Raw genomic sequence first — 21,941 nt, forward strand, 5'->3', positions numbered from 1 at the left:
AAATTACTATAAATTTTATTACCCAAAAAAGAGCATGCTATTTTTAAATAAGCACACTCTTTTCTAATTTTATTTAATACCTTTATTATTTTTTGTTCTTAATTTTTTTAAACCAAAAATTGCAATTACAGAAATTGATGTAATATTAAATAATAATAAGCCTACAGGAATACTATTTCCTGTTTCCTTTGATGTAGATTTTGAATTAGAATTGTTATCTAAATTGTTTCTTCTACTATTAGTTGAATTAATATTATAAATTCCACTATTATTATTATAGCCTGGATTTACAATTGGTTCTGGTTCTACTGGTTTAGGTGTTACTGGTTCTGTAGGTTCCTCCTGTGTTTCACTTATAACAATTTCTTTTCCTACTTTATCAAATTCAACATTAAATTCCTTAGCCTCCTGAGAATCAAATGACATTTTTACTATTTTGCTTTCAATAACATTTGAATCATTATCTAATAATGATATTTTAAAGTTACCTTCTCCTGATTCTTCATAATTATTAGTAATAGTAATTTTTGCACTTGTATATTGTAAATCATTATTCTGTTCTATATCATATCTAAATTGTTCTCCTTCTGTTAATGATGGTTTTACAAAGTCAAAGGAAGCTTCACTATATGTAAGCATTATATCATCATATTTTTCATCATCCTTGTTATATGCTTCAACATAAATATGCATTGGTTTTACACCATTTTTGTTATAAGAATCTTTTTCAACCTTATGATTAAATGTAAGATTATAAAAATCTTCATTTAAGGCTTTAATAGCTTCTTTTCCTGAAATTTTTATTGTACCATCATCTAAAACAGTAGCTCCCTCAGAATTTGCTTCAACTTTTGAAACTTTATCATTGTTTTCAACAATCTTTACAATAACATAATCCTCATCTTCTAATTGCCTTACTCCAATATTTCCTATATAGCTACTAAGAGTATAAACTCCTCCACTTTGTTTCTTTATAATTTCTGGCTCAATTACATATAAATTTGGTAAATACAATTTCATCTTCTTTGTAATTGTTTTTCCTGTAGAATTATCATTTAATATTGGTGTTATTTTTACATCTACATCTCTAACTTCATTTCCAATTGTATAAGTATAATTTACACTTCCATAATCATTAATATCTACATCTGTACTTATTGTTTGAACTTGATTATCAGCTTCTACCATTAATGCTTTAATTTTATCTGAACATGAATTTTTAAATGAAATATTGCAATTAATTGTTTCATTAGGATATGCAAATTCATCTGTTACACTAAGTGTAACATCTTCAATATTATCTGTAATAGTAATGGAATTATTAGTAATAAATGCAGGTTTTTCTTCATCAGTATTTTCTTCTGTAATTTTTTGTGCTAATATATCAGCGCTTACTACTGGGTTACCATTATTATCATTTTTTATATATGATGATAATTTATTAATGGCTGTACCACTTTCTAAAGTATCTATAGTATAGGTTTTTGATAATGATGAATCATTTTCAGAGATATTTACAATTTTACTATATGCATTACACTTGCCATCATAATCATATCCAATCCAGGATACTCCTAAATCCTTTGATTCTGACTTAACAAAATCGTACTTTTCAGTTACTTCATCTAAATCACTTTGACAGTCTAAATTACTAATGGCATTTCCATCTTTATCATATCCCTTTAAAATAAGCCTATGAGAAACATTAGGTGTTTCACCATCTTCTCCGCTTTTAGCTCCTAATGAATCTTCACCTTTTATATATCCTACTGCAAATGCTTCCTTGCCATCATTGTTATATAAAGTTACTCTTGGTTGAGTTTCTGGTAAATTATCATCTGTTAATTGTTCTCTTAAAACTTGTCCATCTTTAATTATATATGAAACTATTTGTCTAGAATTTAAATCATCACTGTAATCATTAGATCTACTAGTTATAGCCATTATAGTACCATCTTCCATTATAGCCACATCATAAGCTTTAGTACTACCTATGCTTCCATCTTCTATCATCTTTGGATCTGTCCATTCATTACCATCAAATGTTGAATACCATAAAGTATCACCATCTGTATAGCCCCCATCTGTATAGTTACCATTACTATCTGTGTCAATATTATAGTTACCTTTTTGCCATAATACTACTGCTTTATTCCCATTTGTATATACTATTGGAGCAGAATCAGATAACATATCATCAGTTAATTTTTTAGTAATTTTTTTACCATCAATAACTGTTGTAACATAAATATCACTACTATTCATGGCATCTTCTATACTTTGTATATTATCATCATCAATACCTGCATATTTTGCAGTACTAAAAGCAAGAACCTGCATATTGTTATCTCCATCATAATCCATTGATGAAACTACATTCTTATCTTCATCCCATCCTGTTATTACTTCTGGTTCAGAATAATTACCATCAGTACTATAACTAATGGCTGGTTTTATTGATTTTGGATCATTCATATCTCCATCATTATATAAAAGTCCTATTGATTTACCATCTTTTGATGATATAGGATCTGCATATGGATATATATTAGATTTCCAATCATCTGAATCTATGCCATTACCTTTAGCAAAGCTTAATGGTACTATACTGCTTCCTTTAATCTCCAAATCATCACTGCCATTTTTCAAAAAATCATTAGGGCGTCCTGACGGGAATTTATATCCATTAGACCAGGTCTTTGATAAGGAACCTGAGGCCAGCTCTATTTTTGTTTTGAAGAAAAGGAACTTTGCTTGGAAAACAAGCTTTAAAGACCCTGAAAGAGTTGTTTCTCCTCCATTAAATACTCTTGATAAACTTCCATTATTAAAGAACATAACACCTCTGTGATTATATGAAAGCTTAATTTCTCCTACAGCTCCAAATTTGACAGCAAGAACCTTTGCATCAAATCCTATACCACCCTCTACACATACCTTACCAGTAACTCCAATCATGCCATCCAATACCAAATTATAGTTATTTATATCAAATAAATCGTGATAGCTATTTTGACCTGCAACAAGTATATCACCATCAAGTTGTAAACCAACTTTAAATCCAAAATACACAGGAACAGGACCCAAGAATACATTATTTGTTATTCCATAACTAACGCCAATGCTACCATTTATTCCTCCTCCTGATACAGAATATGACCACTTACCATTTAAATAATTAAGTGTTCCCATCATATATCCACTTAATGAACCATCTAACTTTCCTCCTTTTTTACCAGCTTTTTTGTCTTTTATTTTCTGCATTTCTTTATTTAAGGTTTCCTTAAATTTCTCTTTCTTTTTAGCATCATCCTTCTTATTACCACCTTTTCCAAGATCCTTTTCCCCACTATAGCCTAAAAGTGCAACAAAAGTTCTTGATAAAGTATTATCTGTACTTGAAACTTCAAAGTTTGCTTCTATACTCTTTGGAAGCTGAAAACTAAGATTAAATTTACCTGTTGGCTTAGTTACTATTTCACCTCCAGATATTCCTCCAAAGAAACTGAAAATTTGCTGAGTTGTAGGATCTGGTATATTAATTGAACTTGAAACCTTAAAATCTGATGATATTAATTGTGTTAAATTACCCTTATTATTTATTAATTTTAACTTGATATTATTTGTTGTTCCTGACTCTACAGATTTTTCATTTAGCTTAATATTATTAACATACCAAGTATACTTCATTCCATCAAAAGTAACATTATTTCTTTTACTATTATCATATTTTCTTGATCCAATACTAACTTCTGCTGAAGCTTGATTTGCAACTTCACTAGTTGCTGTATATATTCTTATATCCTGTTCTTTTTGATCATCTGTTAATGATATATATTTTTTTGTTTCTTCACTTTCAATACCTTTATTTATTTCTTTAAATATTGCTATAGATGATTTATTATTTTCAGTTCTGGATAACTGTTCAATTATTTTAGTATCTTTCAATTCATCCTGAGAAATAATAATATTTCTACCGTACCTTGGTTTATGTTTGTTACTTGCTATTTCATAAACTAATTCTAAAGTATCATTACTAGAAATTTCACCTATATTATCACTATTAAATCCAAGACTAATATCAGGCTTATCACTTAAATTTCCATAATAATTTTTACTTACATGGTCAACTATCTTTTCATTTTTTAATAGATAAGCATTAATATCTATATTAGATTGAACATAATCATTTGAATTTTGAACAAGCTTTAAATTTATTTTATATGTTCCATTAATTCCTAATGTATTTCTAGGATAACTGCCACCTCTTACTTCTTCACCAGTTTTCATATTATCTATTGATCTTGAAATTAGAATATCAAAGTTAGTTATATTACTATATAATGTACCAGTAAACTTCTTTGATGAATTGTAAAGAACAACATCTCCATTTGATAATTTTATTAGCTTTACTCCATCTACACCATTATCAGATTTAAATGTCCATTTTAATTTAGTAATATCAGAACTATCATCCTCACCATAACCATTCAGATAATTTGAATATCTAATAATTCTTTTTGAAAGACTATCATTTAATTTAATATATGATCTGTATCCAGATGTATATTCAGGTTTTACAACATATAATCTTTTACTTAATGAGTTTATATTTACATTAATATTTCTTGTAACTCCAGATTGTTTATGAGTTATTGTAATTGTACAATTACCATCTTTCAGACCATTTATATAAATTTTGTTTTCTTTAGTGGTAATTTCTTTATCTCCTATATTTACACCACTTAAAGATTTTTCACTTACAAGCGCTACTGAACTATCACTTGTTGAAACAATGTATTCTCCATTTGAAGTACCATCATTTATTGTAATAGCTCTAGATAAACTTAAGTTACTAATAGCCTTATAAAATGAATTGCTATCATTGCCGCTAGAAATAGCTTTATCTATAATATTGTCATTATTTATATCTATAGAATCTACTATTTTTCCTTCATAACGAGTATTAATACTTTCAATGCAATTTACAGCAAAGGATACTGTATCATAATCTAACTTATAACCTTCATAATAAGCTTCAGCTATAACCCTATAATTGTCACGAACTCCAAAGCCTTCTGTTTTAATAGTTATTGTGTTACTGTCTTTATTGTATACAAAATTTGTATAATCTTTACCATCTTTCATAACATTAACTTTTACAGAAACAGTTTCACTTGACTTAACATTGATTTTTCCAACAACTTCTGAAACATTACTATACTCACTATTAATTTCATCTATAGAAACATCTGCAGTAACTTTCTTCCATGAAGCAATAAGTTTTATATCTTTTCCTTCACATTTAATTATATTATCTGCAAGTTTTCCATCTTCATATGTCCATCCATTAAAAATAAATCCAGGTTTTACTGCATTTAAAATCACAGGTAATTTGATGCTTTCACCATTTTTTACAGTAATATTTTCTGGTGTATTACCAATCGCTCCATTTATATCAAAGGAAATATTAATAAAATCCTTATGAGCGCCCTCATCTTTTTCTGGTGTTTGACCTTTTTGAGCCCATTTAGCAAATAAATAAACATCTTCTGATGTACCTTTCTTTATTGAAGTAACTTTATCACTAACAAAATTTTTGTCTGTATACCAACCATCAAAATCATAACCATCTCTTGTTGGATTTTCAAGAGCAATATCAGAATCTAATTCATTAAAGCTTTTTACTGCACTATCACTAAGTGTACCTCCATTAGTATCATAAATAATTTCATGATTAGCAGCTACCTTTACAGTATAAACACTACTTGCCTTTTGAATCATGTGAGCACCAGTTATTTCAGAAGATTCATTATTATTTGTTACTATAACATAATAATAATAAGTTCCTGCCACATCTAAATCAGGTATATATGTATCACCTATAGCATTATTTATAGGTTGTCCATTTTCATTACTATTTACATTATTTATATACCATTGATATGATAATGTACCACCATCATTTACTGATGCATTAGCTTTTAAAGGTTCTGGATTATTATCACCAATCTTATATGATACCTCTTGAGAAGAATTCAAACCAAATTTAGGAGTATCTGCATCTTTAATATTAGATATAAATACATTTGAATATCCCTTTACTACACTTTCCTTACCAGAAGAACTTTTAAATGTTGCAACAGCTTTTACTGTTACTACATCACCTGTTTCATTTAATCCTAAGGTAAATTTTCCATTTTTATCAATATTAGTATCAGTTGAAGTATTACCCTCAATACTCCACTTTGTTTCTGTAGGTAAAACTACTTTTCCATTAATTTTAAGTTGTAAATTAAAGTTTTGCTCATGTCCTTTAGCTACAACAACATTACCAGGTGTAATTTCTAAGCTGTTACCTTTTTCTAAAAAGCTTTTTAGATAAGGATAACCAGAATTTTTAGTATTATCTATTTGCCATACATTATCAAAATCCCATGATTTATATGTATCCTTGTTAGTCATTTGAGAATCTTTTATGCCAAAATCAGCAAATTCAGTAAACTTATTTTTTTCAAATTCCTCATTATAATAACAATACTCAAAATTTTCTTCAGTAAGTTTATCATTATTATAATCTATAGAACCACAAATTGGACTCTTTTGTCCATCTGATATTGTATAACAATTTATGGCCTTTATTGTGCTATCATTTCCTCCTGATATTCCAGCCACATCATATTCATTACTTTTTGATGTAATTTTTGAAAGATAAGAATAACAATTTGTATATGTAGTTTTTGAAATACCAGAACCCGATATTCCTCCAATTCTGCTTAAACCTTCAATTTCTCCTTTAACATAACAATTGCTTATCTTTGCATTTTCTGCTACACCAACTAGTATTCCAACATCAGAACCAGTAGCTTTTATTTTTGCATCTTCAATAGCAAAATTTTCAACAGTTCCTGATGATATGCTTGAAAAAAACCCCACCTTTTCAGATCCATTAATCTTTAAATTTAGTACTTTGTGATTATTACCATCGAAATGTCCTGTAAAAGAACCTTCTATTGGTGTAAATTCTTTTCCTTCACAATCAATATCATCTGTTAATATAAAGCATCCACTAAGATTTCCCCTAATTTTATTAAGGTCTTCATAACTTGATATTTCTATTGCTTCCTTATTACATTCTATACACTTTTTAGGTTCATTTTCATCAGCTGCACTTGCATTAACTGGTATTGCAGTAATCAAACTAGCAAAAAAGCATATAAGAACAATATAACTTGTTATTATGTTAGTTTTACTTATTTTTCTCATAAAATTCCCCCCTTTTATTTTTTATTATGATCTAATTAAAACATATTTTTATAGTTAAATCTCTACTTTAAACAAATATTAACTACTTTTTAAAAAAAGTTTTATTTTTTTACATAATATCCATATTTACTACGAATACAGACTTTATTTGCTATAAAATTTTATTACTTTCCCTTATGATATTTTTCTGATATTATTACTTGTGGAAATAAATAAATATAGGAATGTGATAATATTGGACGACAAAAACTTACAATTAACTAACAAAAATTTTTATAAAACAGTATTTGCTTTAGTAATACCTCTTGCTATTCAAAATTTAATTAATGTAGGTGTTACTTCTGCAGATGTTATAATGCTTGGACGTGTAAATGAAACAGTATTATCTGCAGCTTCATTAGCAAGCCAGGTACAATTTGTTATGACATTATTTTTCTTTGGACTTACATCAGGTGCAGCAGTTTTAACAGCACAATATTGGGGAAAAAAAGATACTCTATCTATAGAAAAGGTTCTTGGCATTTCTTTAAAATTTTCTCTTATTGTTTCAATAATTTTTACTTCTGTAACCTTTATTTTTCCTAGGGAAATAATGATGTTATTTTCAAGTGAAGAACCTGTTATTAATGAAGGTATAAAATATTTAAGAATTGTATGCTTTTCATACATATTTTCATCTATAACTATTGTCTATTTAAATATAATGAGGACTCTAGAAAAGGTAATAATATCAACTGTAGTATATTCAGTTTCTTTAATAATAAATGTTATATTTAACTACATATTAATATTTGGCATATCATTTATACCAAGCTTTGGAATAGCTGGTGCTGCCATTTCAACTTTAATTGCAAGAATTGTAGAAGTTATTATTACACTAGTATATGCCTATAGATGCAATGAAACAGTCAAAATAAAACTTAAATATTTAATAAAATCTGACAAATTATTATTAAAAGACTTTTTTAGATTTTCAATTCCTGTTACTGTTAATGAACTTTTATGGGGGCTTGGTACATCTGTTAATGCTGCTATACTTGGTCAATTAGGTAGCCAGGTTGCAGCAGCTAGTTCAATAGTTCAGGTTACAAGACAACTTGCTACAGTTGTTGCCTTTGGAGTATCTGCTGCTGCTGCAATTATCATAGGTAAATCAATAGGTGAAAATGATATAGAAAAAGCAAAATCTTATTCAAAAAAATGCATAAAACTAAGTATTGTTTTAGGCTTTATTGGAGCAATTGTGGTTTTAATAGTAAGGCCTATTGCTATGAAATACTTAAATATTTCAGATGAAGCAGTATCATATTTAAGTTCAATGATGTTTGTAATGTCATACTTTGTAATATGTCAATCCTTTAATACAACAATGATTGTAGGAATATTTAGAGCTGGTGGAGATACTAAATATGGACTTTTCGTAGATGTAAGTACCATGTGGTGTTTTTCCATACTTTTGGGATTTATTGCAGCTTTTGTACTTAAATTAAGCATCCCAGTAGTTTATGTAATACTTATGTGTGATGAAGTTTTCAAGATCCCTCTTTGCATTATTAGGTTTAAATCATATGCATGGTTAAATAATGTTACTAGATAAAAAAGCATGTGGCAAAGATTAAAAATTATCTTTACCACATGCTTTTTTTATTTCATAAAATTTTAAAAAGGAAATTATTTTATTGTAATTTTTAATATATTCATGGCTAAAAGCAAAACTCATATTTTTAATTGGCTTATTAAAATTTGTATCTATAAATTCTTTTTTATTGAAAACTGTAAAAAATTCAATAAACCTCTTTTGAACCTTTATAAAAATTTCACTATGAAGCGAATTTTGTAATTTTATACACTTTACATTTTTCTTAAAAAATGCATTTTTTAAAAGAAACACCTGATTATTTAGAGAAACTAAATACCACATTTCATATTTCTTAAAATCATTATTTTTCTTTAACGAAAATACTGGGATTATAATATCTATTTGGGAAAAATTAAAATATTCTCTTATTTTATTTAATACCTTTTCACTATATAATAAATCTTTTTCTTTTTTTAATCCTAATTTTATTATAAATGGATTTATATATATTTTTCTAAAATATAAAGTTACTCCATAACTATTCTTAAATAAAACAGCACTTATAAGTATAATAATAATATTTATAATCATTCCTGCAATGGGATTAATTATACTTATTAATAACAAAAATACCACAAGCAAGCTTTTTACAATTTCACAAAACAAAGAAAATCCAGGTATAAATCCTAATGATAATTCTAATATTTCAATACAGCTTGCTACAGTTTTTATAATATAACATACAACAACAGATAATATACTTAAAATAATAGTAAATAAAATCATTAAAATACTTTCATTAGATTTATTATCAGGTATATCTCCATATTTTATAATCATATATATATTAATTATTCCAAGAATAACTGGAAATATTACTGCAAGCTTTTTTTCTATTTCGCCTAATGTTATCATTCCAAAAATTTTTGTTCCAGAATTAGATTTTAATATTTTTGTAATAATAAACATTATAGTTACAATAGTTAACACTATTGGATTTCCTGCTAAAGTTTCTTGCATATTAAGAGGTTTTCCAAAAAGATTATTTAAGTTTTCACATAATCCTATAATTATAATTCCTAAATATGGTTCACATGCTACTATAGCAATTCTAAAATAAGGTCCTGCTATTTTATAAGCTGAAAGAGCAAAAGCACCTTCAATTATACTGCCAGCCATAGGCACTCTCCTTAATTAAAATAATAAACCCTAGCTTCGTAAGCTTTTAACTTAATATCCTTTGAATTTTTGTCTAAATCTTCACAAGAATAATTAGATATTAGAAGTTTTGCATCCTTATTTAATAATTCAGCTGGAATTTCTGCAGAAGTTACATTCTTAGTAAAATTACATAAAACTAAAAGCTTTTTATTTTCTAATTCCCTAATATATGCAAATATTTCTTCGCTCTCTTCTAATATTGGCTTATAATTGCCATAAACAATTATATCATTTTCCTTTCTAAGTTTTATTAACTTTTTATAATAATTAAATACTGAATTACTGTCACTTACTTCATTTTGTGCATTTATTTTAACATAATTTGGATTAATAGTCATCCAAGGCTTACCAGTTGTAAATCCGGCATTTTCATCATCAGACCACTGCATTGGTGTTCTTGCATTGTCTCTACTTTTATATCTTAAGTAACTCATCATTTTTTCCTTTGATACTTTACCGCTACCTACTAATTCATTATATGCATTTATACTTTCAATATCATTATATTCATCTATAGAATTGAAATAAATATTAGTCATTCCAAGTTCTTCGCCTTGATATATATATGGTGTTCCTTTCATCATATGAAGACATGTACCAAGCATTTTTGCACTAACTTCTCTATATTCATCACTATCGTTACCAAATCTTGATACTACTCTTGGCTGATCATGATTATTCCAAAAAAGACTATTCCAAGCTTCTCCTTCAAGTTCAGTTTGCCATTTTCCCATAACTTCTTTTAATTTAGTTAACTTAACAGGTTCATCATTCCACTTATAATCTTTATTATTATCTAAATCCATATGCTCAAATTGAAATACCATATTAAGTTCATTTGAATCAAACCCTGCATATTTTTTAGCTTCATCTATAGTAACCCCTGCTGTTTCTCCCACTGTCATAATATCGTATTTTGACAATACTTCCTTATTCATTTCTTTTAAAAACTCATGTACTCTTGGTCCATGAATTGAATATGGCCCAAAGTCACCATTTTTTCCATCAGGGAATTTTTGATCTTTTGATATCATACTTATTACATCCATTCTAAAGCCATCAATTCCCTTATCAAGCCACCATTTCATCATATCATATATTTCATTTCTTACTGTTTCATTTTCCCAGTTTAAATCTGGTTGTTTCTTTGAAAACAAGTGAAGATAATACATGTTAGTATTTTCATCATACTGCCATGCACTTCCTCCAAATATAGACCCCCAATTGTTAGGTTCTTTTCCATCTTTACCTTCTCTCCATATATAATAATCTCTATATTTATTATCTCTTGATTTTCTACTTTCAACAAACCACTTATGTTCATCTGATGTATGGTTAACAACAAGATCCATTAATATTTTAATGTTTCTTTTATGTGCTTCATTAAGAAGTTTATCAAAATCCTCCATAGTACCAAATTCATCCATAATATTTCTATAATCACTTATATCGTATCCATTATCATCATTAGGTGATTTATATACAGGTGATAACCATATTACATCAATTCCTAATTCCTTTAAATAATCAAGTTTGCTTGTTATACCATTAATATCTCCAATACCATCTCCATTACTATCCTTAAAACTTCTTGGATATATTTGATATACAACACTTTCTTTCCACCATTTTTTCTCCATAATATTCTCCTTAAAATGAATAATATATTTTATACTAATTGTATATTTAAATTATACATTATTCTTTTACTATTCTGCCATCTTTTTATACTATTATGTTTTTTATAAAAAAAGCATTGAACCTAAGTATTTTTAGGTTCAATGCTTTACAAATGATTTTTTTCTTTAATTCTAAAAACACTTCTTCACTGCTTCCTTTTACCACCTATGCAATGGCTATCATAATTTTAACTTTTTTTATTAATGATTTGTTTTCCATATATAGAATCAGCACCACTAAATATGTAAGCAATTGCACATACAATAAAATAATATGGCATATATGTAAATCCAAAAACTTCTGCACCTATAAATATAGGTGCTATAAATGTATTAGTTGCAGCAGAAAATACTCCTATATATCCAAGGGCTGCACAAAACTCAATTGGGAGCCCTAGTATTAAGGCAAGTACTGCTCCAAGGCTTGAACCTATTGCAAAAAGAGGCGTAACTTCCCCTCCTTGAAAACCAATTGCTAATGTAAATACAGTAAATATAAGTTTTAAAATCCAATCAAAGTAATATATATCCCCCCTATTAAAGCTTAATTCTATAAGGTTTGTTCCAAGACCTCCATAACGTCCTTTAATTATGATTATTAATAATGCTGATAATATAAGTGACATAAAAAATATTTTTTTATATTTATTTTCAATTTTTTTGTTAAAAAATGATTTTAACTTTTTTAAAGAAAGGGCAAATAATTTTCCTACTAGTGCAAAAGCAAAACTTATCAAAATTAATTTAATTATAAAGGGAGCATTAACACTAATTTCCGATGATAAATTAAAAGAAAACTTTTCAAGTCCTAACATACTTGAAGTATAACTTGAAGTAAAAGCTGATATTATAGCTAAAATTAATGCATCATATTTAATTACACCAATAAACACTACTTCTAGTGCAAAAAATACAGAAGCAATAGGAGTTTGAAATAATCCTGCAAAACCTGCTGCCATTCCTACTAAAATCAAAGTTTTTTTACACTCTTTTATTTTTAACTTTTCAGAAAAAAAGTCTGAAATGGTAGCACCAATCTGAACTGCAACTCCTTCTCTACCTGCACTACCACCAAAAAGATGAGTTATCCATGTAGATATTGTAATTAATGGCACCAGCCTTAATGGAATCTTATCATTTTTCCCTTGAGCAGTTTCGAATACCATATTCATTCCACTTTCGGTATTTTTTCCATACTTGTCGTAAACATATATAATAATCAAACCACCAATAGATAAAAATGGAATTAAAAACATATAATTTTCTTGTCTAAAATTAGTAATTTTAATTAATACCCTGCCAAAAACAGTATCAATAGCTCCTACTACTAATCCAATTAAAATAGAAGATACAATTAATTTAAAAATTGTAATGCACTTTTTTTTATTCATAAAACCTCCTAATTATGTTATAACTCAAAAAAAGCTGATAACCCTATGAAAAACTCATAGAAGTCATCAGCAATAATTGCGGTTTAGATTTAAAATCAAGGGAGACATTCATTCCCTAAAAACATTATACTATTTTTTTTAACACTCATCAATAATATTATATTTAACTATAATTGTCATACTTAAATTTTTAATTTCTTTTTATACAAACTTTACATTATAAAGTTGTATACTTTTACATTTCTCTTTATTCTGCATTTTTGCTTAATATATTTACTTGTTTTTTAAATAGTGTTAATCTCTAACTGTGCTAAGGAAATAGAAACGCACTTAGAAAAATGTAACTTATACTATTAAAAATATATTTTGAAAGAAGGTTTTTTTATGAGTAAAAGAATAGAATACGATTCAATAGGAAGTTTAGAAATAAATAATAATGCATATTATGGTGTTCAAACATTAAGAGCTTATAACAACTTTCACATAACAGGAAAAACAATGCACAAAGATTTAATAAAAAGTCTTGCTGAAATAAAAAAAGCTGCTGCTATAACAAATTCTGACGCTGGCAAACTTTCTCAAAGCAAAGCTTCTGCTATAATAAAGGCCTGTAATTATGTTATCTCTGGTGAACTTGATGATGACTTTATAGTAGATCCAATTCAGGGTGGCGCTGGAACATCTGCAAACATGAATGCTAATGAAGTTATTGCAAACAAAGCTATTGAAATATTAAATGGTAGAAAAGGTGATTACAGTATTATACATCCAAATGATGATGTAAATATGTCACAATCTACCAATGATGTTTTTCCAACCGCTGGTAAATTAACAATACTAAAATTAATCCCAAAAGCTTTAAAAGCTCTTGAAAAATTACATTCAGCTTTAATGATTAAAGCAGTAGAATTTGATGATGTTATAAAAATGGGACGTACACAACTTCAAGATGCAGTTCCTATAAGACTTGGTCAATCCTTTAATTCATATGCTTCTGTAATTAGTCGAGATATAATAAGGCTCACTAAAGTCTGTGATGAAATAAGAGTTATAAACTTAGGTGCAACAGCAATAGGAACTTCCATTAATGTTAATCCTTATTATTTAGATAACATAACATCAACTCTCGAAATGATAACAGGTGAAAAATTATATAAAGCTGATAATCTTATAGATGCAACACAAAACTTAGATTCCTTTGTTTCTGTATCATCTGCATTAAAAACTGCAGCTGTAAATTTATCAAAAATGGCAAATGATTTAAGATTGTTATCAAGTGGTCCAAAAACTGGACTTGCAGAAATAAACCTTCCAGCCAAACAAAATGGTTCCTCTATTATGCCAGGTAAAATCAATCCAGTAATCCCAGAGGTAGTTTCGCAAGTTGCATTTAATATTATTGGCAATGATTATACAATAACAATGGCAGCTGAAGCTGGTCAACTTGAACTTAATGCCTTTGAACCAGTACTATTTTATAATATATTTGAATCAATAGAAACATTAACTTCTGCTGTTAATACATTTGTTGATAACTGTATAATAGGTATTACAGCTAATAAAGAAAGATGCTTAGAATTACTTGAAAACAGTGTTGGTACTGTGACAGCTCTTTGCCCTTATATAGGTTATAAAAAGAGTGCTGAACTTGCAAAAGAAGCTTTAAGAACTAATACTCCAATAAAGAAACTTGTATTATCCAAAAAACTTATGAGCCCAAAGAAACTTGATGAAGTTTTAGAACCTTTTGCCATGACAGTTCCAAATACCTCAAATATTAAAGCATTTGCAGTATAATAATAGAGATGTCTTTCTATAAGGCATCTTATTTTTTTGCATAAATTAAGACTTCAAATATATACTCTAAAATATAAGACTTCAAATGTATACTCTAAAATATATTTAGTCTGTTACACTAAATAGTGATAAAAAAATTATTTTTAATGAATATAATTACTCCTTTAGGGAAATAATTTAAATATCTAATTCTTTTCAAGGAGTAATTTTAAATGAACCACACAGAATCTATAAATAAATTTTTAATAAATATTCTTAATGAAAATAAAATTATCAACTATATTTTACAATTGATATATCCTAAATCTTCAATAAATAAAATTCAATGTCCTTATTGTTATAATAATCATATAGTAAAAAACGGAAAAAACAACACCACGCAAAGATACCTTTGTAAAAAATGCTCCAAATCCTTTATTCTTAGTACAAAAACTTGTATATATTATTCTAAAAAACAACACTTGTTATTAATTAATTTTTTAAATTGCCTTATAAAACAATATTCTCTTCGTAAGACTGCAAAAATTTTAAATATAAGCACCACCACTGCTTTCCTTTGGAGACACAAAGTATTAAGTTACATAAATAGTAATAATAATTCTTCCAATCTTTCTGGAACAATATTCTGCAGATCTTTATTATTCAAAGAAAATTTTAAAGGAAACCATAAAAAGAAAATTGTTTTTAAATATCCACGTAAAAATATACCTGTTATAACAGCCTTGGATAATAATAATATCCTGTTACTTAAACCTATTGTAAAAGATTCTAACAACTATATAAATACCATAAATAGATTTTCTTATAATTCTAATAAAGCAAGCAACAATAAATTTAATAATTTTTTAACTATCCAAAACTTCAAAAGAAAATTCTTTAAAATTAAATATAATAACAATATTATAAAAAATATTTTAAGAAAAAGCAGTAACAAAGTAACTGAAATAGATCTGCTATTAGCTTTGGAGGGAAAAATCAAGAAACAAAGCATATTAATCACAGATAATATTTTTAATATAAGTTACTACAAAACACTTATTTCTTATTTTTCTATAAAAAAAGCATTAAATTTATTTCAGGATATAAAAAACCCTCTAAATTCATATAACCTTAATGAAATATACGATGTTTCTATTGGAATCAAATTCTTTTTTAAAAAATATAGAGGTGTAGCCACAAAAAATTTGTGTAAGTATTTATCTTTGTTCAAATTATTTAATAAATTTTTAGTTTGTATGTAATAATTTATTTTATGATAATTAATAATTTATTTTATGATAATTAATAATTTTTTCGAAATTTGATTTTAACTTATTTTGCTTTGCTAAATACAATTAATTAGTTTTTTCTTTATAAAACTAATGTTCCTATTATTATATGAATTCTATTTACTATAAAAAACAGCAATATAATGTATTCTTTTCATGTGTACAATAATATTTCAATTTGTAACACAATAAAACATACTTTTATATCACTGTTTTATATAACATATACGATATAAATATTTTTTAATATAAATCTATATTATATATTTTTTACACTTTATAATTTTTTATCACTATTTTGTGTAACATACATGATGTTTTTCTTACATATAATATCCTAACTTAATTTATTTATAGCATTTTCAAATATATCAAGACCTGCTTCAAGTTGTTCATTAGTAATTACAAGTGGTGCTAAAAATCTAATAACTTGACCATGACTACCAGAATTCTCTACAATAAGCCCATTATTAGCACATTCGGCAACTAACTTTTTAACAAATTCACCATTTGGTTCCTTTGATTTTTTATCCTTAACAAATTCTATACCAATCATACCTCCAAGTCCTCTTACATCTCCTACCACTTCATATTTTTCTTTTAATTTATTATACCTATCTGTTACTATTTTACCTATTTCTAAAGATCTATCTGCAAGATTGTCTCTTTCCATTATTTCAATTGTTTTTAATCCAGCAGCACATGCAAGAGGATTACCGCAGAATGTACCCCCAATAGTTCCTGAAACTACAGAATCCATTATTTCCTTTCTAGCTATTATAGCACTTAAAGGTAACCCTGCAGCTATTGACTTAGCTGTTGCTAATATATCTGGCATAACTCCTGCCTCTTTCCAATACTCTGTAGCAAACATTCTACCAGTACGACAAAATCCTGATTGAACTTCATCAGCAATAAGCATTATTCCATTATCATCACATATTTTTCTAACAGCCTTAACCCATTCAATTGGTGCTGGTATAAATCCACCTTCACCTTGAAGAGGCTCAACCACTATTGCTGCAATATATTCAGCTGGTGAAGATTCTTCAAAAACCTTATATATTGAATCTATGTAGTATTTTATTGCTTGTTCTTCTGTCATTCCTTCTGGTTTCCTATACAAATAAGGATATTCAGCCCTATAAACTCCTGTTGGAAAAGGTCCAAGACCTTTTGCATATGCTTTTTTAGCTGTCATTGCCATTGTTAAATTAGTTCTGCCATGAAAAGCCCCTGAAAAACATATTATATTAGGTCTTTTTGTATAAGCTTTTGCAACTTTTACTGCATTTTCATCTGCCTCTGCCCCACTATTTGCAAAGTAAGTTTTCTTTTCATTACCTTTTACTGGTACAATCTGATTTAATTTTTCTGCAAGTTTTACATAACCTTCATGAGTTACTATGTTAAACATTCCATGAAAGTACTTTTCACTTTGCTTTTTTACTACATCAATTATTTCAGGATGGCTAAATCCAATGTTTAATACACCAACACCACCAACCCAATCTAAAAATTTATTTCCATCTACATCTTCTATTATTGCTCCTTCAGCTCTATCAATTACAACTGGATAAACACATTTTATAGCATCTGGAATTGCTTTTTCACGTCTCTTTATAATCTCCTTTGCTTTTGGCCCTGGCAAAGTACTTGTAATTATTTTAGGCAAATCATCTCTCAACATAATATTTTCCTCCTTAAAAAACAAAAAAAATGTATGACATATTAAGAAATTTTCGACTTCTTTGTCATACATTTATTATTTATTATTATCTTAGCACAATCATATTTACCCAACAACATTGTTAAGCACAAATTTTTTTGTATTTTTAGTGCAAAACGACTAAAATAGTATTAGGATAGGTGATAATATGAGTACTACATTAAAAGAGTTGTATGAAAACAATAATATTTTCAAATTAAATTTATGCGCCGGCCACAAAGGAATTTCTAACACTGTTACATGGGTTTATTATTCAGAAGATACTACTACCACAAATTTTATAAAAGGAAATGAGTTAGTTTTAACAACTTGTTTAGCAAATTCTAATAGTTCTGATCTTCTAAATTATATTAATAATCTTATTAAAAATAATGCATCAGGATTAATTATTAATACTGGAAAATATATAAAAGAAATCCCCAAAAGTGTTATAGATTTATGCAACAAAAAAAACTTTCCTCTATTTACTATGCCCTGGGAAATTCACTTAGTTGATATAATGCAAAGCTTCTCAAATGAAATTATATTGAATAATCAAAAAGAAAAGAATGTAAGTAATGCATTTAAATGGTTGATTTTTAATAACAATAATATAAATTCTGATGCCAAAGAAATACTTCTTCAAAACAATTATAATTTAGAAGGAAATTACCTTTTAATTAAAGTTTCACCAAAAATTGAAAATAAGGATTGTAATATATCTTACAAAAATATAAGTAACTCTATTAATAGTAAATTTATAAATAGCAATATAAAATATAGTTATATATTTAAGGATAACTCTCTTCTTCTTTTATTTAATAATATAATGATAAATGATTTAAGTTCCATTTGTGATATTTTAAACTCAAAATCACAAGGTGAATTATACATAGGAATAAGTTCTATAAAAAAATCTATTGATAGTATAAAAACCTTATATAAAGAAGCTTTATATAGTTTTACAATTTGTAATTTAAAGAAAAAAGATATAATACATTATGATGATATAGGAATATATAAACTTATTTTAGATGTAAATGATAAGTATATTCTTAAAGAAATGTATGATAAAACTCTTGGAAAACTAGAAACTTATGATAAGTTACATAATACAAATTATCTTGATACATTAAAATTATATCTATTTAATTCTTGCAGCGTACAAAAAGTAGCATCTATTACATACACTCACAGAAATACAATTAATTATCGAATAAAAAAAATAAAATCATTAACTAAATGTAACTTTGAAAATACAGATACTAGATTATTATATGAAATGTCCTATTATATAAAAGAAATTTTGAATATTAAAAGAGACTTCTAAAAATAGAAGTCTCTTTTAAATAACTAAGAATTAGTTGTTTATTAATTTATCTTCACCATTCCAGCTATATAACTTACGTATTTCTGCTCCAACTTTTTCTGATGGATGTTCAGAAGCTAACTTTCTCATTGCTTTGAAGTGAGCTTGACCACCTGCTTTAGACATATCTAATAAGAAATCTTTTGCAAATGTACCATCTTGGATATCTTTTAATATCTTCTTCATAGTCTTCTTAGTTTCTGCAGTTATTAACTTAGGTCCAGTTATATAATCACCATATTCAGCAGTATTAGATATTGAATATCTCATTCCTGCAAATCCTGATTGATATATTAAATCAACTATTAATTTCATTTCATGAATACATTCGAAATATGCATTTCTTGGATCATATCCAGCTTCACATAATGTTTCGAAACCTGCTTGCATAAGTGCTACAACACCACCGCAAAGTACAGCTTGTTCACCGAATAAGTCTGTTTCAGTTTCAGTTCTGAATGTAGTTTCAAGAACACCAGCTCTTGCACCACCAATTGCTAATGAATAAGCTAATGCTAAATCTTTAGCTTGTCCAGTTGCATCTTGTTCTACAGCTATTAAGCAAGGAACACCTTTTCCAGCTTGGTATTCACTTCTTACTGTATGACCTGGTCCTTTTGGAGCTATCATAGTAACATCTACATTTTTAGGTGGTACTATTTGACCAAAATGAATATTAAATCCATGAGCAAACATTAACATGTTTCCTTCTTCTAAGTTTGGTTCAATATCTTTCTTATACATATCAGCTTGAAGTTCATCATTTATTAATATCATAATGATATCTGCCTTCTTAGCAGCTTCAGCAGCTGTATATACTTCAAATCCTTGTTGTTCAGCTTTTGCCCAAGACTTACTTCCCTTGTAAAGTCCAATGATAACATTGCATCCTGATTCTTTTGCATTTAATGCATGTGCATGTCCTTGGCTACCATATCCAATAACTGCGATAGTCTTTCCCTTTAACAATGAAAGGTTACAGTCTTCTTGATAATAGATCTTATTCATTTTAAAAAACCTCCTAAGTAGTTAAAATAAAAAACTTATAGCTTTTTATCTTTTAATATATTGTCTCAACGAAACATTTTCATATTCCATTGCGCATAGCAAATATTGTTTTTAATTACTATTGTTTCTTTATATTAGAATACACCAATTGACAAAATTATTCAAGTATTATAACAAAAACGTAGTAAAATTATAAATATAATAAAGTAAACGTAATTTTTTTATCACTTTATCATTTATTTTATAATATTACTTCAAATACAAAAAATTAATTATTTACCTTTTTAAAGATAACTTTTATAATAGTTCCTTTTCCGACTTCACTTTCTATTTCAATTTTCGCATCATGTTTTGCAACTATATGTTTTACTATAGCAAGACCTAATCCTGTACCACCTGTAAGTTTCGATCTGCTCTTATCTACCCTATAAAACCTTTCAAAAATTCTATCCTGATGCTCCTTAGGTATACCTATGCCATTATCCTTTACTTCTAAAATAACCTTATCTTCATTAGAATATACAAATACCTTAACAGTTCCACCTTCATTATTATATCTTATGGCATTATCTGTTAAATTGTATATTATCTCATTAATAAGTTCAATATTGCCATAAATATAGCAATTACTTTCCCCAGTTTCAACTAATGTTACATTATGTTTTTCTGCATTTACCTCTAATGCACTTACGCATTTTTCTGCTGCCACATTTAAATTAACTTTACTAAAAGGCACCTCTAAATCTGTTGAATCTAATTCAGAAAGTTTTATAATATCATTAATTAAAGTCAAAAGTCTCTTTGAACTCTTGTTAATTTTCTTTGCAAATTCTACTACTTCATCTTCAGTTGCCATTTTATTTTGTATTATTTCTGAATATCCGGATATTGAAGTTAAAGGTGTCTTTAATTCATGAGATACATTTGCTGTAAAATCTTGCCTTATCATTACACTTTTTAATATATCTTTATGCTGGTTTTTTATTCTATCAAAAAACGGTTCAAGTTCTTTATAGGATGAATTAGCTGTATAATTATCAATATTATCTGTCATTTCTTCAATAGGCTTTACTATACTCCTTGTAAAATAATGTGCAAGAATTATGCATAATATAATTAATAAAATAATTATAACAATAATTATTGGAATAATTTTTATAAATAATCCTAAACTGCTATTGGATTCCTTTGCCACTCTAAGTACTGACCCATTATCTAATTTAACTGCCACATAAAATGTATTTTTTGAACTTGTTTTTGATTTTCTTATAGATTGTCCTTCTCCATTTGAAATAGCATTTGCAATTTCTGGCCTAGTTAAGTGATTTTCCATATCACTAGTTTCAGCTTTACTATCAAAAATAACAGTTCCATCCTGATTAATAACAGTAATCCTTAAATTATCTGTATCAGGGTCATAATATTTTTCATGTGTACCCTCATATATATCATACTTTTCAAGAATATGAGCATATCCTCGCAAGTCTTCTAATACTTGATTTCTAAATGCATCATAATATATTATAAGACTAGCCATTATTGTACATACTATTGCAATAATTGCAATAAGAAGTAATTGGAAATTTATTTTTCTTTTCATTGTCTTTCCTATAGAATTATTAAATCCTATAAAGTCTTTAATTTTTTTTAGCATA

11 protein-coding genes and 1 riboswitch are annotated in these 21,941 nt (G+C 27.2%); of the genes, 4 read left to right on the forward strand and 7 right to left on the reverse strand.

Features of this window, described 5'->3' with window-relative positions:
- Positions 1 to 69: 69 nt before the first annotated feature.
- A complete protein-coding gene (locus ACTNAO_RS03525; RefSeq protein WP_441026231.1) occupies positions 70 to 7,266 on the reverse strand; it encodes an InlB B-repeat-containing protein in 7,197 nt (2,398 codons plus the stop codon).
- Between the two features lie 235 nt (positions 7,267 to 7,501).
- On the opposite strand from ACTNAO_RS03525, the gene ACTNAO_RS03530 reads away from it, so the two are divergent.
- Positions 7,502 to 8,863 carry an MATE family efflux transporter gene (locus ACTNAO_RS03530; protein WP_441026233.1) on the forward strand — a complete coding sequence of 454 codons (1,362 nt, stop codon included), beginning with the start codon at positions 7,502 to 7,504 and terminating at the stop codon, positions 8,861 to 8,863.
- Positions 8,864 to 8,881: 18 nt separating this feature from the next.
- Here ACTNAO_RS03530 and ACTNAO_RS03535 read toward each other — a convergent pair whose 3' ends face one another.
- From ACTNAO_RS03535 to ACTNAO_RS03545, 3 genes are all read right to left on the reverse strand, one after another.
- Positions 8,882 to 10,024, reverse strand: coding sequence for a hypothetical protein (locus ACTNAO_RS03535; RefSeq protein ID WP_441026235.1), 1,143 nt, complete (start codon positions 10,022 to 10,024; stop codon positions 8,882 to 8,884).
- A gap of 11 nt (positions 10,025 to 10,035) precedes the next feature.
- Entirely contained in the window at positions 10,036 to 11,706 is a 1,671-nt protein-coding gene (locus ACTNAO_RS03540; protein WP_441026236.1) for a glycoside hydrolase family 13 protein, read from the reverse strand.
- Positions 11,707 to 11,933: 227 nt separating this feature from the next.
- Complete coding sequence (locus ACTNAO_RS03545; protein WP_441026238.1) at positions 11,934 to 13,136, reverse strand: chloride channel protein; 1,203 nt, start codon at positions 13,134 to 13,136, stop codon at positions 11,934 to 11,936.
- 50 nt (positions 13,137 to 13,186) lie between these two features.
- Positions 13,187 to 13,261: riboswitch (Fluoride riboswitch) on the reverse strand.
- A gap of 259 nt (positions 13,262 to 13,520) precedes the next feature.
- Here ACTNAO_RS03545 and ACTNAO_RS03550 point away from each other — a divergent pair.
- Positions 13,521 to 14,933: an aspartate ammonia-lyase gene (locus ACTNAO_RS03550; protein WP_441026240.1), complete on the forward strand. Its 1,413-nt coding sequence runs from the start codon at positions 13,521 to 13,523 to the stop codon at positions 14,931 to 14,933.
- A gap of 212 nt (positions 14,934 to 15,145) precedes the next feature.
- Positions 15,146 to 16,174 carry a transposase gene (locus ACTNAO_RS03555; protein WP_441026242.1) on the forward strand — a complete coding sequence of 343 codons (1,029 nt, stop codon included), beginning with the start codon at positions 15,146 to 15,148 and terminating at the stop codon, positions 16,172 to 16,174.
- Positions 16,175 to 16,538: 364 nt separating this feature from the next.
- On the opposite strand, the gene ACTNAO_RS03560 is transcribed toward ACTNAO_RS03555, so the two are convergent.
- On the reverse strand, positions 16,539 to 17,891 hold the full coding sequence (locus ACTNAO_RS03560; protein WP_441026244.1) for an aspartate aminotransferase family protein: 1,353 nt from the start codon (positions 17,889 to 17,891) through the stop codon (positions 16,539 to 16,541).
- Between the two features lie 187 nt (positions 17,892 to 18,078).
- On the opposite strand from ACTNAO_RS03560, the gene ACTNAO_RS03565 reads away from it, so the two are divergent.
- Positions 18,079 to 19,239 carry a PucR family transcriptional regulator gene (locus ACTNAO_RS03565; RefSeq protein ID WP_441026246.1) on the forward strand — a complete coding sequence of 387 codons (1,161 nt, stop codon included), beginning with the start codon at positions 18,079 to 18,081 and terminating at the stop codon, positions 19,237 to 19,239.
- A 30-nt stretch (positions 19,240 to 19,269) separates the two neighbouring features.
- Here the strand turns inward: ACTNAO_RS03565 and ilvC are convergent, their stop codons facing one another.
- Both ilvC and ACTNAO_RS03575 read right to left on the reverse strand, forming a co-directional pair.
- Entirely contained in the window at positions 19,270 to 20,286 is a 1,017-nt protein-coding gene (ilvC, locus tag ACTNAO_RS03570; RefSeq protein WP_441026248.1) for a ketol-acid reductoisomerase, read from the reverse strand.
- 268 nt (positions 20,287 to 20,554) lie between these two features.
- Positions 20,555 to 21,940, reverse strand: coding sequence for an ATP-binding protein (locus ACTNAO_RS03575; RefSeq protein ID WP_441026250.1), 1,386 nt, complete (start codon positions 21,938 to 21,940; stop codon positions 20,555 to 20,557).
- Position 21,941 lies beyond the last annotated feature (1 nt).

The organism is Clostridium sp. HCP1S3_C6, from assembly GCF_052066735.1.
Taxonomy (GTDB): Bacteria; Bacillota; Clostridia; order Clostridiales; family Clostridiaceae; genus Clostridium.

What these genes read in the sequence shown, in the direction of transcription:
- ACTNAO_RS03550 (WP_441026240.1), top strand. Translation starts at nt 13,521, where the DNA reads ATGAGTAAAAGAATAGAATACGATTCAATAGGAAGTTTAGAAATAAAT.
- ilvC (WP_441026248.1), bottom strand. Translation starts at nt 20,286, where the DNA reads ATGAATAAGATCTATTATCAAGAAGACTGTAACCTTTCATTGTTAAAG.
- ACTNAO_RS03560 (WP_441026244.1), bottom strand. Translation starts at nt 17,891, where the DNA reads ATGTTGAGAGATGATTTGCCTAAAATAATTACAAGTACTTTGCCAGGG.
- ACTNAO_RS03535 (WP_441026235.1), bottom strand. Translation starts at nt 10,024, where the DNA reads ATGGCTGGCAGTATAATTGAAGGTGCTTTTGCTCTTTCAGCTTATAAA.
- ACTNAO_RS03540 (WP_441026236.1), bottom strand. Translation starts at nt 11,706, where the DNA reads ATGGAGAAAAAATGGTGGAAAGAAAGTGTTGTATATCAAATATATCCA.
- ACTNAO_RS03555 (WP_441026242.1), top strand. Translation starts at nt 15,146, where the DNA reads ATGAACCACACAGAATCTATAAATAAATTTTTAATAAATATTCTTAAT.
- ACTNAO_RS03575 (WP_441026250.1), bottom strand. Translation starts at nt 21,940, where the DNA reads ATGCTAAAAAAAATTAAAGACTTTATAGGATTTAATAATTCTATAGGA.
- ACTNAO_RS03525 (WP_441026231.1), bottom strand. Translation starts at nt 7,266, where the DNA reads ATGAGAAAAATAAGTAAAACTAACATAATAACAAGTTATATTGTTCTT.
- ACTNAO_RS03565 (WP_441026246.1), top strand. Translation starts at nt 18,079, where the DNA reads ATGAGTACTACATTAAAAGAGTTGTATGAAAACAATAATATTTTCAAA.
- ACTNAO_RS03545 (WP_441026238.1), bottom strand. Translation starts at nt 13,136, where the DNA reads ATGAATAAAAAAAAGTGCATTACAATTTTTAAATTAATTGTATCTTCT.